The organism is Paraclostridium dentum (assembly GCF_048568265.1).
GTDB classification, from domain to species: Bacteria; Bacillota; Clostridia; order Peptostreptococcales; family Peptostreptococcaceae; genus Paraclostridium; species Paraclostridium dentum.
In genome coordinates this window covers 104,286-119,214 of the sequence record NZ_CP183815.1, presented here as the reverse complement: position 1 = coordinate 119,214, position 14,929 = coordinate 104,286, and the positions used below count along the sequence as shown (strand labels likewise).

The following is a 14,929-nucleotide window of genomic DNA, read 5'->3' as shown; positions in this document are numbered from 1 at the left end:
TACAATATTGGGGAGATGAAAGGATCAACTATGAAAAAATCTAAATACAACAAAATAATAGAATTAGAAAATGGAAAAACAATAGCATTTAATAGCTTAACTTGCGCATTAGCAGAAGTAGATGAAGAGTTTCTAAATGTATTAGAAAACATAGAAAATATAGATACAGATAAAATCAGTGGAAATATGAAAGAGTTAGTTGGAAATATGTCAGATGGAAACTTTATAATTCAAAATGAAATAGATGAATTAAAACTAATAAAGTATAGAAATTATAGTGGGAAATTCTCAAAAGGTGGTCTAGGATTAGTAATTGCTCCAACATTAGCGTGTAACTTCGCTTGTCCTTATTGCTATGAAACTCCAAAACCAGGAATGATTAGTAAGGAAGTTCAAGATTCTTTAATAAAATTGGTAGAAGAAAATGCTAAACGTAAAAAAAATATTAGTATTACTTGGTATGGAGGAGAGCCTTTATTAGCTAAAGACATAATAGCGGATTTTTCTAAGCAAGTTATAGAGATAACTGAAAGAGAAGGAGTTCATTACTCATCATTTATTGTAACAAATGGATACTTAATCGATGATGAAACTGTTCAACTGTTTAAAGATTACAGAATTAATGGAGCTCAAATTACAATAGACGGTCCTCCTAGTATTCATAACCAAAGAAGAATACTAAAAAATTCAAAGGATGAGACATTTGATAAAATAGTAGACAATGTAAAAAAACTTATAGATGGCGGAATTACAAATGTAGCTATAAGAATAAATATTGATAAAACTAATATAGATCATATTGAGGAACTTTTACAAATTTTAGAGAAAAAAGGCTTAAAAGGTGCAAATATTAGTTTGGGTCATGTTAGTGCATATACAGATGCTTGTAGCTCTATAGCAAGTAATTGCTTAAGCATAAAAGAATATGCAGAAGAAGATAGTAAATATCAAAAGGTACTTTTTGAAAGAGGATACAAAGTAGCAGGGGTATATCCATATTATCCAAGTATAAAAGCAAATTACTGCTGTGCTGATAATACAGGCGCTTATGTAATTGATCCAGAAGGATATATGTATAAATGTTGGAATGATATAGGAAATATAGATAGAGCAGTTGGAAACGTTGCTAAACTTAATGAAAAAACAGAGGAAAAGATGCATGCAATGAATATGGATTATATTATGTGGTCTCCTTTTGAAAATGAAAAATGTATAGAATGTGAAATATTACCGATATGTATGGGTGGATGTCCATATAATGGATTAATAAATAATGATCCAAAGTGTGAAAAATGGAAATTTAGTCTTGAGCAAACAATAATTTCTACATATGAACAAAATGGAGAAATGGGATGTGAAAAAGGATGTTGTAGCTGTGGATAGACTTAATTTTTACGCTAGAGATTTAAGAGTATTAAAAGGGATTAGAGATTATTCAGATTTTTATAATAGAGTAAATAAAATAAGAAAAATATTCGATTTTGATAAAAAAATTGTAATAGATGTATTTGATGATTTACAAGAGTTAGAAAATTTGCTTGAAACAAAGGTACCTAAATGGGTAATAGGGACAAGTTTCAATAATGCTATTTTAATCTTAGACTATGACAAGTGGAAGACATCAAATAATGAGACTGTTGAAAACTTAATACTACATGAATTTATTCATGTAGTATTAAGTTTAAAATCAAAAACAAATTTACCTGCTTGGTTAAATGAAGGACTAGCTGTATACTTTTCAGATCAATATCATTCTTTTAAAAATCAAAATTTTAATAACAATATTAACATTAATTTTTATGAAGTTGATTATAGTCATGGAAATATATACTTTATATCTATGTGTGTACTTATTAAATTAATTGATAAGTATGGTATAGAAAAAGTTATTCATGAGGCTTTAAATACTAAGGACTTTGAAAAAAATGTAATTTTTAATAATGAAAACTTACTAAAAGTTATTAATAGTAAGTAAGTATAATTTTACAAATACTTTAGGGAGAAGATATGAAAAAATTTATAAAAGACTTATGGAAAATAGCAAAAATATATAAGTGGTATGAGCTTAAAGGGCTAGTATATACTATTTTATATACAATTGCAGTATTTGAGGTCCCATTGATTTTTAAAGATTTAGTGGATAACGTAATTCCGAGTGATTCTTTAAAGAATTTAATTGTAGGTATTCTGATGTTCTTTTGTGTTTGTATATCCCAACCGATATTTGGATATTTAAAAAATATAGTATTTATGAGTGTTAGTGAAAAAATGACTATATTATTTAGAGAGAAAATGTTCAATAAAATTATAAATGCTCCTATAGATTTTTTTGATAATAGCAATAATGGAGCTATTGTTTCTAGGATAAGTAATGATGGGAAAAGCATTAGTGAGTTTATTGCTAATTTTTTTATTGTTATTTTAAAGAATATAATTTTAATAGCTATGGTAATAATTCAAATGTTATTTTTATGTAAGGAAGTAACACTAATAGTTATTTTTTTATATTCGATTTATTTCTTCTTTAATTGGAAAATATCAAAGAAATTTACTCCTATGTCGAGAGAAATTCAAAAGAGTTATGATCAAATATGCATAAAAATCAATAGAAGTGTTGGCTCTATAAACACTATAAAAGCTTTTAATAGAGAAGACCAAGTAAAAAAGGAATTCAAAGAAAGAATAGAAGAAAACTATTTAAATAATATTAAGTTTAAAAAATTAAATATGCTAATGGGAAGTATTAGTAATGCAATAATGATAACCTCACTATCTATTATATATGGTATGGGAAGTTTTTTTGCTATGAAGGGAACAATTACTATAGGAACAGTAATTGCACTAGGTACATACTTCCAAATTTTAGTACAACCAGTTTATGAAATATTAAATAGCAATATAGACATACGAAGTATAATGCCTATATTTGATAGAATTAATGAATATATTGACTTAGAAACTGAAAAATCTAGTGATGGAAATAACGATATTGTATCTATTGAAGAAATAGAAATGAAAAATGTTAGCTTTAAATATAAAAATGGAAGTCATGCCTTAAACAATATTAATTTAAAGTTACCATCAAAAGGAATATTTGCAATTGTAGGAGATTCTGGAGCAGGAAAAAGTTCTTTAATAAAATTATTAAGTGCATTTTATAATTCATATGATGGAGAAATAAGGATAAATAAAAAAGAACTAAAATCGTATGGGGTAAGTGATATCAGAAGCGTTATAAGTTTAGTTTCTCAAGATATAGAATTACTTAACAAATCTATTAAAGATAATATAAAAATGGGAAGAGACATAGAGGAAATACAAATAAAAGAAGTTATTGAAAAACTTAATTTAGAAGAAACAATAAATAAATTAGAGTTAAGATATGAGACTATAATAAATGAAAGAATTAATTTATCAGGTGGAGAAAAGCAAAGGATATCTATTGCTAGAGCTTTAGTTGAGGATTCTTTAGTCTATATTTTTGATGAGCCTACAGCAGCGCTTGATACTATTAATGAAAAAAGAGTGAAAGATATCTTAGAAGAATTAGCAAAGAAACGACTTGTGATAATAGTAACTCATAATCTAAGTTTATTAAATAAAGCAGATTGCATCTATACCATGAAAAATGGAGAAATAGTAGAAAAAGGAAGTTATGAAACTTTAATAAAAGGAGATACATACTTTTCTAAACTTATGAATGAACTTTCTAAAAAATAATATTGTACAGTTAATATAAAGGGAGAAAATAATGAAAAAAACTTTTATAAAAGGCGGAATAGGATTTTCTAAAGAAAATTGTAATGAATATAGTAAAGAAGAAGTGTCAGAATACAGCTTTAAAGTTGAAGGATGTAAGCTAGTTATAAAGAATAATTGTAGTTTATTAAAAATAAAAAAACATAGTTCCTCAGAGGTTATAATAACTATGAATAAAAAACTTAGTGGGACAAATGAAAAAGAATTAAAGGACACATTAGATAGTATTTACTGTGAAATTCAAGATGGAGATATATATTTAAATCCATTATTCAAAAGTAAGGAAAGTATAACTGCTACAAATATTGAAAGTATAATTATGATTCCTGAAAATATTAATTTTCTTGATGTTAGAAGTAAAATTGGAGATATTATATTAGATGATGATTATGATAGATTAGATGTGGATATAAATATTGGGGATTTAGTTTATACTGGAGAGATAAAACAGTTCTATATAAACTCTAAAATAGGAGACATTAGATTAAATCTGAAAAATATTAAAGATGGCTATGAATATCATATTGATAAAGATATTGGGGACATAAAAGTTACTATTCCAAAAGGAAGTAAAATTAATATTGATGGAATTGATGAAAAAGATATAAATGGAAAATCTGAAATTCAAATTGATAATGACGGAGCTATATTTGAGATAAAGAAAAAATTATCAAATGTAACTATAGAGAGTTAAAAACAATAGAACAAAGCGAATATAATCCAATGTTTAAATTGTAAAAGATTGAATTTAAACTATGTTATAACTTAGTTATTTATTTATTAAAACTAAAATTATATAATGTTAAAATATAGATATTATTTTTATATTATATAGTTAAAATTACAATCCAGTTAAACCAAAGCTTACAAATAGTAATAATATTGTAAGTAAATTGATTACAATAAATAATGTCAAAGGAGTTTATAAAATTATGAACTCCTTTTTTATTGCAATTAAAGATTTTATATATAGAAACTAGTTTCTTAAGGCTTTGTTTTTTGTAAGAGGTATATAATATTAAAAAATTAAAAACTATATAAATATATAAATTATCAAACAAATGACTTTATAAAAGGTTGAACCTGTGTATGATGTTTAGTTATTAATATGAAGGGTAATAATTGAGGTGCAAGTAAAAATTAGGTCAAAATAAAAATAAAGAACTTTATCATGCGATAATTTTTATGGATAGGTATTTTTACAAAGAAATAAACTTTCATAATTAATTCATAAAAGTATGATATAATTTCAAAATACTTTTAAATGGAGGTGACCAACATGGCATTATTAGAGCTAAAGAATATTTATAAAAAGTATAAGTTAGCAGGAAATGAAGAGTTTACCGCTTTGAAAAATATCAATGTATCTTTTGATAAAGGTGAACTAGTTTCAATCATTGGGGAATCGGGAAGTGGAAAGTCTACATTGATGAATTTAATCGGAGGATTAGATTCAAATTTCGAAGGAGAACTCTTATATAAAGGAAGAAACATAGGTACCTTCAAAGAATCGGAGTTAGTAAATTATCACAAAGAAAATATAGGATTTGTTTTTCAGAGTTTCAATTTAATACCACATTTAAATTTATTAGATAATGTAGCAATGGCTATGACCTTATCTAATGTAGATTCAGAAACTAGAAAGAAAAGGGCGTTAGAAGTATTAACTGATATGGGTCTAAAAGATCATGTTTATAAAAAGCCTAACCAAATATCGGGAGGACAAAAACAGCGTGTTGCTATAGCGAGAGCATTAGTAAATGATCCAGATATTATTATTGCAGATGAACCTACTGGAGCCCTTGATGCAGAGACTACAAATCAAGTATTAGATATAATTACAGAAATAGCACAGCGTGGTAAGTTGGTAATTATGGTAACTCACTCTGAAAAAGTGGCTGCATACTCTAGCCGTGTTGTAAAAATTGACAATGGTGAGATTGTAGGAGATAAGGAAGGAAGAACACTTAATCATATAGAAGAAAGACACGTTTGCAAAAAGAATAAGAAAAATAAAAACTTAGGGCTTTTCTCTGCAATGAGATTATCTTTATTAAATATGAAAGAGAAATTTTCTCGTAACTTATTAGTTGCTCTAGGGTCAAGTATAGGGATTATGAGTGTAATTTTAATGATGTCTATTGGGAATGGAGTTACAGGATATGTTACAGATAAAATGAATAGCTTTGTGAATCCTGAAGTAATACAGGTAAATAAACCAGCTGAGAATAAAACTAAATCAACAGAAAGTATGTCTATAAAAGAACAACAAGAGGCTCAGTCAGAGCAAATGATGAATGGATTAAGATCTACACCTATTACAGGTAATGATATTAATAAATTAGAGAAAATTAATCATGTAGATTCTGTAGAGAAAGGTTATAATCTAACTGCAATGGGATCAAACTATATAACTTATGACGGTAAAAAGGCAATGATTATGGACTTTATGTCAACTTCATCAAACTTAGTTGAATCTAACCTATCAAAAGGAAAGATGCCTAAAGATGGAGAAATCTTAATTTCAGACATGGTTGCTAGCGAGTTAGGTGATGATATAGTTGGAAAAACAGTAGAGGTTAAACTATTAGTGGATGAAAAGATAATAACAGAAAGCTTTAAGGTAAGTGGTGTATATGAAGGTACAGGAAACATGGCATATATGCCTTATAATTCTATAAGTTCATGGTTTAGCAAAGAAGGGATTAATTTAGAGCCAAACACAGTTTATCTACATGCAGATGACAAATCTAATACAGACTCAATTAAGAATGCAGTGAAAGATTTAGGATACACAGGATCAATGCAAGAGTCTATGATTGAAATGTTTACAGATATGATAGATATGTTATCTTACGTATTAACAGGAGTAGCTGGAATATCACTAGTTGTTTCAGCAATTATGATTCTTGTTGTACTAAATATAAGTGTTGTTGAGAGAACTAAAGAGATCGGAGTATTAAAGGCTTTAGGAGCAAGATTAAAAGATATACGCCGTATATTTGTAACAGAAGCATTTTTACTTGGCATATTTGGTGGTTTAATAGGCATTGGAGCAAGCTATGGGATAGGGGCAATAGCAAACCACTTTACTAGAACTACATTTGATTTTAATGTTGTAAGAATTACTCCTACATATGCACTAGCGGGTATATTAATTAGTGTAGTGATAAGTATGCTAGCTAGTTTCTTACCAGCTAATAAAGCGGCAAGATTAGATCCAGTTGAATCTTTACGTAGAGATTAATGTATATTGAATGAATCAAAATTAATCAAATGAAATAAATTAATATAAATAGCTGAAGTCATTACTATAGGACTTCAGCTATTTTTTATTTTATAAATTAATAGGTCTAGATGTATTGCTTAAAACTTAGCGGCTCTTAAATTTTTAAATACAAACTAAGAATTAACTTAGTTTTAATATAGTTTTAAGTTTTATTTTTATATATTAAATTAAAGTTTTATAATAAAATTAATATTTATTTTATATAGTTATACATAGGATTGAGTAAAATCAAAGCTTACAGCTAGTAATTATTTAGTAATGAAATAGTAAGTATATTGCTTACAAAATAATAATGAATAATATAGAAAGGTTTTTATTTTCATATATTTTGTTAATTAATCCAATGATAACCTCAAAATGTCCAATGTTAGTGCATATCTATTGATTAAAAAACTTTTAAATGTATTAATGGTAATATATTCATTTTCAATAAGATGATAAAGTTTTAAATTAAAAGGAGATATATTTATGGAAAGAATTTCAAGGACCTTGGGCCTATTATTTGGATTATTAATAACTAACTTTATTAGTTCAGTTGTTATAATGGTATTTGCAAATATTTTATTTAAAGATTTTAATCAATACAATTTTACCCTAGTTTTTTTAATAGACCTACTTACATTAATTATTGTATATAAGTTTTATGGAACAAGAATAAATATTATTACATATCGATATAAAATTAAAAAAATCAATTTAAAAGATATGATGTATATTATTTTATTTGGGATTGCATTGAGTATTGTTATGTCAATACTAATAAATTTTTTAGTTGAGTTATTCCCGAGTTATGAAGAAGTAAGTAACAATATAACATCTCAAACCAATTCAATTTTAAATGTAATTTGCATGGTAGTTCTGATTCCTATATACGAAGAAATAATATTTAGAGGGGTTATATTTAATCACTTAAAAGAAAATTACAAAATAGGAACTGGTATAGTGGCACAGGCATTATTATTTGGAATAGCACATGGAAATATCGTTCAAGGTATATATGCTTTTATATTAGGTATAGTACTTGCTTTAATGTATATGTATTTTAACTCTATCTACGCAAATATAATGTTACATATAATCTTTAATTTATTTGGAGGATTAATAAACTCAAAGATATTTAGTCAAAATGAATTTATGTTTTATATATTAGCTATAATTTGCTTTGTATTTTTAATAATTTCATCTTATAAAATGGTTTTAGATTATAGAAGAAATCACAGAAAGTGGAGTTTATTTGGAGTAAAATAATAATTAGTATTAACTTAATAAAAACATAGTTATAATTAAGTTAATACTAATATAAAACTAATAAAAATAAGTTATTTATCTAATATAAGACTATTTTTTTATTTTTATATTTAATTAGTTAACTATAAAGATAAGTAAAATCAAAGCTTACAGTTAGTAATTAACTAGTAATAAATTTGTAAGCTTGGTGATTACAATTAATAAATTTAAAGGAACTCTTTTAGAGTTCTTTTTTGTTAGCAAGTTATTTATATACAAAGACTTATAAATTCAGCTATAATAAATTAAATACTATTAAAATTTGGGGAATGGGGTTTTGATATGAGAAAAATTTTTTTAACATTACTAATTATGATTATGCCAGTTACAATAATTGGATGTGAAGGTAAAAATCAAAATAGTATGGTTACTATATCTAAAATAGAAGACAATTTAGAAGATATGGGTGTTAAATATAGCTTAGATGGTTTAAAAAATGGTGAATATGATATTCAGATATATTCAGGAGAATATTACAATGGAAAACTAAATAAAAAAGATTTAATGATGGAAAGTACGGTATCTATAAATAATCAAAATAAAAGTATTCCAATTGATATACACAACAAAGATAAACAATTAAGTGTTATAGTAGGAGGATCACTTATAGAATTACCTTTAGACTTTTTTAATAACTTAGAAAATGGAATGGGGATGTCTATTTTAGATGAGAAAAGAGAAATACAGTTAAATAAAGAATTAAAAGTAGCTGCATATAGTATTGGTAATAAAGATCATTCAACTCATAGCATTAACTTAGATGAGAACTATCAAGCAAGTAGAAATGAGAAAGACTTAATTATATACATAAAAGTAAATTCTATATAAATATATACAATAGGGGTAGATAAAGAAAATGAGTATAAAGAGAAAAGTATTAGTAGTTATTATGGTGATATTAGGGATAATGGCTATAGTATTAGAAAATCAAGTAATAAGGAGTATATCATTAGTTGGATTTACATTTTTGATATTATCAATGAAATTAAGTGATGATATTTCAAGGAGAAAGCTTATAAAGAAAATAGACAAAGAAAACATAGAATGTATTAAAGTAAAAGAAAATAATAAATGGGTTATTCCACTTATGATAGTTTTACTATCTAATATGTATAATATAATTAAATCAAGGTATGTAGGTTTTAAACATGGAGATAATTACACTGTTACAAATCTATTAACATATACAAATAGTTTTGATTTGTATGAAAAAGTGATACTTGTGATTATTGTTGTTATTAGTATTTTTATTATTATTAATATAATACAAGCAATATTAAATCCATGTATAGTATCTAAAGACAAAGTAATTTTCTACGATGGAATAGTATTTGATATTAATAAAATAGAAGAAATAGAATATAACAATTCGGTTCTTATAAAGAATAAAAAAATAATTAAAGTTTCAAAAGGTTTTATAGATAGAAAGATAATAATTGATGTAGAAAATTTTGACAAAGTTAAAAAATTATTAGAGTCTGAAAGTTAATAATGTATTTTGATAAAAAGGAGTATAAGTGGATTATGAAAACTATACTAAAAAATGGATATAGTGTTAAACCTATAAATAATGATAATCATAATGAGATTAAACAGTTGTATGATTTATGCTCTGATTATCATATAATGGCTAGTGGGAGAATTGCTACAGATGAAAATGTAGATGATATTTTTAAATATAATGAAAAAAAGACTATAGAAGATTCTTTGACGCTAGGAATATACAATAACGATGAAATATTAGTTGGGATTGTAGATATATTTAAGAACTACCCAGAAATTGGAACTTGGATGATAGGTCTACTTTTACTTTCGCCAAGCGAGAGAAATAAAAAATTAGGTAGAGATGTTCATGAAGAAATAAAGAGATACGCATTAAGTGAAGGTGCTATAAAATTGAGAATAGGAGTACTAGAAGATAATATTAATGGACGAAGATTCTGGGATTCACTAGAATACCAATATGTAAAAACAACAATCATGCATATTGAAAATAAAAATCATAATGTAGATATATTAAGTCTATTAATTACGGAGCAATAATATTATTGCTCTTTTTTTTGTTAAAAACATATATTTTAGAAATGAATTAAGTATAAATAATCTGATACAATTAAACTAGATTTTAATTAGGAGGGGAATTTGGTTGATTAGATTTTTGAACTCTAAAGATTTAGATATAGATAAAGTAAAGGACTTTTATTGTAACTATGCAATCTGGAAAGTACCAAGTAAATATGAGGATTGGGAGAAAATAATAAAAAAATCTTCAAGTATTTTAACTTGCTGGGATAATAATAGTTTGATAGGAATGGCTAGATCTTTAAGTGACGAAGTAAGATGGGCTACTATAATCGATGTATTGGTTCATCCTGAACATAGAGGTAAAGGTATAGGGAGTAAGATAATTGAAAGTTTATTAGAACAACCAGAGATGCATGTAAGGACCATATATTTGGCAACACCTGATAAAGAAGATTTTTATAATAAGTTGGGGTTTAAAACAGTTAATGAACATTGTTGTTATATGATTAAAGTCCAAAAGGATACTGAAGATAATTTTGAACTACCTGTTAACTAGAAATACTTAAATGTAGAACTATTAGTTATTAAAAAATAGTTTAAATTATAATATAACTATGTTTTAACTAATATAATTTATAAAATAAATTTAGTTAAAATATAGTAAAAATAAAGCTTACAATTAGTAACTAATTAGAAATCAACCTGTAAAAATTGTGCTTACAAGAAATATACAAAACAGGATAAAAGAGGGGGCACAATAAAACTAATAAATAACAAAGTTATTTATTAGTTTTATTTGCGTTAAAAATATATTTAAATAAAGTTAAATTATAGAAATTATTAAGTTGATTAAAGGCAAAGTTTAGCAAAATCAAATATTACAGGAAGTAATATTTATGTAAGTTTATAAATACACGAACTAGTTTTGTAAAAAGTGTATAGATATTTGCAACAAGAAGATAGTTCTGTAGACAGCAAGGAATAGTATTCATACAATTAAATTATATTGAGGGAGGAGGTAAAAATGAAAATAAATCATATTAAAGATAATTTGATAAATGAAACTAATGTAAATGTAATAACAACTGACGATAATGAAAATGACTATATTTATATAAAAGGATTATTAATGTCATATAATTCAAGTATTATAGGTAAGGACTTAGACACAAATAAAGAAGTAAAGATAAATGATAAAGATATAATATATTTTGAAACTTATGGAAGAGATGTATGTTTTACAACTATTGAAAACAAATTATTAATTATAAAGATATCAATGAAAAGATTAGAGGAAATTCTATCAAGAAGAAATTATTTTATAAAAGTAAATAAAAATACAATAATAAATGTTAAGCATATAGAGGAGATTAGTTACCATTCTAATATGAGATTTCAAGTAATACTAAGTAATCAATATAAGCAAGTAGTAAATCGAAGTTATTTTAAAGATTTTAAAAAAAGTGTAGAGGAGGAATATAATTAATGAAAGCCTATAACTCCAAATTTTTTCTTATATTATCAGAGTGTTTAATTATATTTATGATATATGGAATAGTTACATCTGATAGGAATATGTCTAATTGGTTGATAACTATTATAGGAATATCTTTTCTATTTTCATATTCAGCAACAGTACTATACCCAAAGCTATTGAGTAAATATGGAGAAAATTATTATAAACTAATATTAATTGTTCAAAATTTATTCATGTCAACGATTTTATATGTATTAGGAAATACATTAGGATATTTAACAAACTATATTAGTTTTTTAATTCAGTATAGTTTAATTGCTATCGTAACGTATTATATAAATAGGAGAATTTATATAAAAGAAATAAGATACTTAAATAATCTTGTAAAAAATTCAAAGCATTAAATTATATAAATTACCTAAATGAATATAATTTTTTTATTATAAAAAATGTGTAAGCAAATTTCTTACATCAAATAAGATCAAAAGGACTCATGCAAATATTGAACTCTTTTGATCTTATTTAAATTTTATGGATGTCTTAATATTATTAAACAACTTGTATATTAATTTATTTTAGATTATGTAGAGATTAACATAGTTTAAAATAAATATTATAACCTTAGAAATATGATAAAATATTATTCACATAGTTTTTATATAGAGTACGAAAGGAAAATAAAAAATGATATACATAAGTGCTTTTGAATTTGTTAATGAAGATACTGAGTATAAATTTATATTAGACGAAAAAAGAACTTGCTATGACTCTTTTTATCCATTTAAAATATTATCTAAAAATCAATTTGAGAGAATTGACTTTGAACCAATTACTATATTATATGGGGGTAATGGATCTGGAAAGTCAACAGCATTAAATGTAATTGCAGAAAAAGTAAATCTAGATAGAGATTCTATTTACAATAAAACTAATTTTTTTACAGACTATGTAAATATGTGCTACATGGAAATTTCAAATGAAATACCTGAAAATAGCAAAATTATAACTAGTGATGATGTATTTGATTATATGTTAAACATCAGAAACATAAATGAACGCATTGATGAAAAGAGATCTGAGTTATTTGAAGAATACATAGATACTAAATTTTCAAGTTTTAGGATGACATCTTTAGATGATTATGATGAAATGAAAAGAATAAGTAGGGCTAAGAAAAAAACTCAATCTAAATTTATAAGAGATAACTTAAGAGATAACATTAGAGAATATTCAAACGGAGAAAGTGCATTTAAATATTTTCTAGAAAAGATAGGAGAAAATGGATTGTATATACTGGATGAGCCTGAAAATAGTCTTTCTCCGCAAAGACAAATAGAATTGTCTAAATTTATAGAAGATGCATCAAGATTTTTTGGATGCCAATTTATAATATCAACCCACTCTCCATTTATGCTATCTATGAAAGGTGCTAAAATATATGACCTTGATGAGGATCCAGTAAGAGTTAAAAAATGGACAGAATTAGAAAATGTACGTAACTATTATGATTTTTTTAAAGAACATGAAAAAGAATTTTAGTATGTAAGTTACAAAAATATTAGGACTATACTCTAACTTAGAAGAGATATATGTACTATAATAATTAATATGCATTATTAAGTTAATGTATAAATAGCATAAATAGGAGGCAAGTTGTAAATGACAGTAAATTCTATAGAAACAGAAATACTAGAAGTTAAAGATTTGAACTCGGATTACGAAAGTGTTAAAAAAGGAGCAGAATACTTAAAAAAAGGTGAAGTTGTTGCAATTCCTACAGAAACGGTTTATGGATTAGCGGCAGATGCCTTTAATGAAAATGCAATTAAAAAGGTATTTCAAGTAAAAGGTAGACCACAAGATAATCCATTATTAGTACATATATATAAATTAGAACAAGTTTATGATATATGTAAAGATATACCACAAGAAGCGAAAAAAGTATTTGATGCTTTTTGGCCAGGTTCAGTAACATTAATTTTCAATAAAAAAGAGTGTATTTCAGATATAGTTACGGCAGGTATGGATACGGTGGCAGTTAGGTTTCCTAAAAGCGAAATAGCTAGAGCTGTAATTAAAGAAAGCGGAACTTTATTAGTTGCTCCATCTGCAAATTTATCAGGCAAGCCCTCAACTACAAGTGCAAAACATTGCATTAATGATTTAAGTGGAAAAATTCCTTGTATTTTAGATGGAGGGTCATGTTCAATTGGTTTAGAATCAACAATCATAGACATGTCAACTCCAGATCCTATACTGTTAAGACCTGGAGCTATAAGTGTAGATGAGATATGTGATATAATTCCTAACCTTATATATAAAAAGGATCTATTAAGTGTTGAAGATAGTGAAGTACCAAAAGCTCCAGGAATGAAGTATAGACATTATGCACCAGATGTACCTGTAACATTGGTTGAAGGAGAGTATGTAAATACTTCTAAGTGGATTAAAGAAAATGCAAATAAGAATGAGGCTATACTTTGTTTTGAAGAGTTTTTAGACGAATTCAGCAACTATAATTACATATATAGTTTAGGAAGTTTTAATACATTAAATACTGCAGCACAAAAAATATTTGACTTACTTAGAGAATGTGATAAGTTGGATATTGACCATATTTACATACAAGCTCCTATTAATCATGGATTAGGAAATTCTATAATCAATAGATTAGAAAAAGCTAGTGCAGGAAACATTATTCATATATAAATAACAAGATATGTATTTATAATTGTAGGAAAAGTTTATATAAATTTAATTGATAAAAAAATAACTATTTGTTTAGATTAATATTTATTATAATATGAACTTTTTTAGTATTTAGAAGTGAATCTTGAAAAATTTCAAATGAATTGATTAAAAATTAAGTTAAAAACTAGTTTTAACTAAGTTAATTTATAAAATTAATAAATATAAAAATTAGTTTTTTCAATAAAAATATATAGTTAAATTCGAAAATGTAGTAAAATCAAGGTATATAGCTAAACCTGTCTACTAATAAATTTGTAAGCATTTTGCTTACAATAAATAATATAAAAAAGAACTCATATAAAAATGAGTTCTTTTTTTGTAAGTAATATATGACATTAAAA

The 14,929-nt window shown here is 25.3% G+C and carries 14 protein-coding genes; all 14 read left to right on the top strand.

From position 1 onward, the window contains the following. Positions 1 to 30: 30 nt before the first annotated feature. Complete coding sequence (ctpM, locus tag ACN6I1_RS16680; protein ID WP_142731037.1) at positions 31 to 1,383, top strand: radical SAM/SPASM domain Clo7bot peptide maturase; 1,353 nt, start codon at positions 31 to 33, stop codon at positions 1,381 to 1,383. Further along, positions 1,355 to 1,975, top strand: coding sequence for a hypothetical protein (locus tag ACN6I1_RS16675; RefSeq protein ID WP_419743443.1), 621 nt, complete (start codon positions 1,355 to 1,357; stop codon positions 1,973 to 1,975). The genes ctpM and ACN6I1_RS16675 overlap by 29 nt, the downstream gene beginning before the upstream one ends. A gap of 32 nt (positions 1,976 to 2,007) precedes the next feature. Beyond that, the gene (locus tag ACN6I1_RS16670) at positions 2,008 to 3,720 is read left to right on the top strand and encodes an ABC transporter ATP-binding protein (protein WP_419743442.1); all 1,713 of its coding nucleotides are present in this window, start codon (positions 2,008 to 2,010) and stop codon (positions 3,718 to 3,720) included. 31 nt (positions 3,721 to 3,751) lie between these two features. Then, positions 3,752 to 4,453 carry a hypothetical protein gene (locus ACN6I1_RS16665; protein WP_419743441.1) on the top strand — a complete coding sequence of 234 codons (702 nt, stop codon included), beginning with the start codon at positions 3,752 to 3,754 and terminating at the stop codon, positions 4,451 to 4,453. Between the two features lie 585 nt (positions 4,454 to 5,038). Then, a complete protein-coding gene (locus tag ACN6I1_RS16660; protein WP_419743440.1) occupies positions 5,039 to 7,006 on the top strand; it encodes an ATP-binding cassette domain-containing protein in 1,968 nt (655 codons plus the stop codon). Between the two features lie 510 nt (positions 7,007 to 7,516). Further along, complete coding sequence (locus ACN6I1_RS16655) at positions 7,517 to 8,296, top strand: CPBP family intramembrane glutamic endopeptidase (RefSeq protein WP_419743439.1); 780 nt, start codon at positions 7,517 to 7,519, stop codon at positions 8,294 to 8,296. A gap of 321 nt (positions 8,297 to 8,617) precedes the next feature. Further along, complete coding sequence (locus ACN6I1_RS16650; RefSeq protein ID WP_419743438.1) at positions 8,618 to 9,163, top strand: hypothetical protein; 546 nt, start codon at positions 8,618 to 8,620, stop codon at positions 9,161 to 9,163. Positions 9,164 to 9,191: 28 nt separating this feature from the next. Next, on the top strand, positions 9,192 to 9,824 hold the full coding sequence (locus ACN6I1_RS16645) for a hypothetical protein (RefSeq protein WP_419743437.1): 633 nt from the start codon (positions 9,192 to 9,194) through the stop codon (positions 9,822 to 9,824). A 35-nt stretch (positions 9,825 to 9,859) separates the two neighbouring features. Beyond that, complete coding sequence (locus ACN6I1_RS16640) at positions 9,860 to 10,378, top strand: GNAT family N-acetyltransferase (RefSeq protein ID WP_419743436.1); 519 nt, start codon at positions 9,860 to 9,862, stop codon at positions 10,376 to 10,378. Positions 10,379 to 10,481: 103 nt separating this feature from the next. Beyond that, the gene (locus ACN6I1_RS16635) at positions 10,482 to 10,916 is read left to right on the top strand and encodes a GNAT family N-acetyltransferase (protein ID WP_419743435.1); all 435 of its coding nucleotides are present in this window, start codon (positions 10,482 to 10,484) and stop codon (positions 10,914 to 10,916) included. 468 nt (positions 10,917 to 11,384) lie between these two features. Then, positions 11,385 to 11,846 carry a LytTR family DNA-binding domain-containing protein gene (locus ACN6I1_RS16630; protein ID WP_419743434.1) on the top strand — a complete coding sequence of 154 codons (462 nt, stop codon included), beginning with the start codon at positions 11,385 to 11,387 and terminating at the stop codon, positions 11,844 to 11,846. Then, positions 11,846 to 12,241, top strand: a complete 396-nt coding sequence (locus ACN6I1_RS16625; protein ID WP_419743433.1) for a hypothetical protein — start codon at positions 11,846 to 11,848, stop codon at positions 12,239 to 12,241. Before ACN6I1_RS16630 ends, ACN6I1_RS16625 begins: the two co-directional genes overlap by 1 nt. 280 nt (positions 12,242 to 12,521) lie before the next feature. Continuing rightward, positions 12,522 to 13,376: an AAA family ATPase gene (locus ACN6I1_RS16620; protein WP_419743432.1), complete on the top strand. Its 855-nt coding sequence runs from the start codon at positions 12,522 to 12,524 to the stop codon at positions 13,374 to 13,376. 120 nt (positions 13,377 to 13,496) lie between these two features. Then, positions 13,497 to 14,546: an L-threonylcarbamoyladenylate synthase gene (locus tag ACN6I1_RS16615; RefSeq protein ID WP_419743431.1), complete on the top strand. Its 1,050-nt coding sequence runs from the start codon at positions 13,497 to 13,499 to the stop codon at positions 14,544 to 14,546. The last annotated feature ends 383 nt before the right edge of the window (positions 14,547 to 14,929 follow it).

Coding starts and splice junctions, on each gene's coding strand:
- ctpM (WP_142731037.1), top strand. CDS start 31: ATGAAAAAATCTAAATACAACAAAATAATAGAATTAGAAAATGGAAAA.
- ACN6I1_RS16670 (WP_419743442.1), top strand. CDS start 2,008: ATGAAAAAATTTATAAAAGACTTATGGAAAATAGCAAAAATATATAAG.
- ACN6I1_RS16665 (WP_419743441.1), top strand. CDS start 3,752: ATGAAAAAAACTTTTATAAAAGGCGGAATAGGATTTTCTAAAGAAAAT.
- ACN6I1_RS16660 (WP_419743440.1), top strand. CDS start 5,039: ATGGCATTATTAGAGCTAAAGAATATTTATAAAAAGTATAAGTTAGCA.
- ACN6I1_RS16655 (WP_419743439.1), top strand. CDS start 7,517: ATGGAAAGAATTTCAAGGACCTTGGGCCTATTATTTGGATTATTAATA.
- ACN6I1_RS16650 (WP_419743438.1), top strand. CDS start 8,618: ATGAGAAAAATTTTTTTAACATTACTAATTATGATTATGCCAGTTACA.
- ACN6I1_RS16645 (WP_419743437.1), top strand. CDS start 9,192: ATGAGTATAAAGAGAAAAGTATTAGTAGTTATTATGGTGATATTAGGG.
- ACN6I1_RS16640 (WP_419743436.1), top strand. CDS start 9,860: ATGAAAACTATACTAAAAAATGGATATAGTGTTAAACCTATAAATAAT.
- ACN6I1_RS16630 (WP_419743434.1), top strand. CDS start 11,385: ATGAAAATAAATCATATTAAAGATAATTTGATAAATGAAACTAATGTA.
- ACN6I1_RS16625 (WP_419743433.1), top strand. CDS start 11,846: ATGAAAGCCTATAACTCCAAATTTTTTCTTATATTATCAGAGTGTTTA.
- ACN6I1_RS16620 (WP_419743432.1), top strand. CDS start 12,522: ATGATATACATAAGTGCTTTTGAATTTGTTAATGAAGATACTGAGTAT.
- ACN6I1_RS16615 (WP_419743431.1), top strand. CDS start 13,497: ATGACAGTAAATTCTATAGAAACAGAAATACTAGAAGTTAAAGATTTG.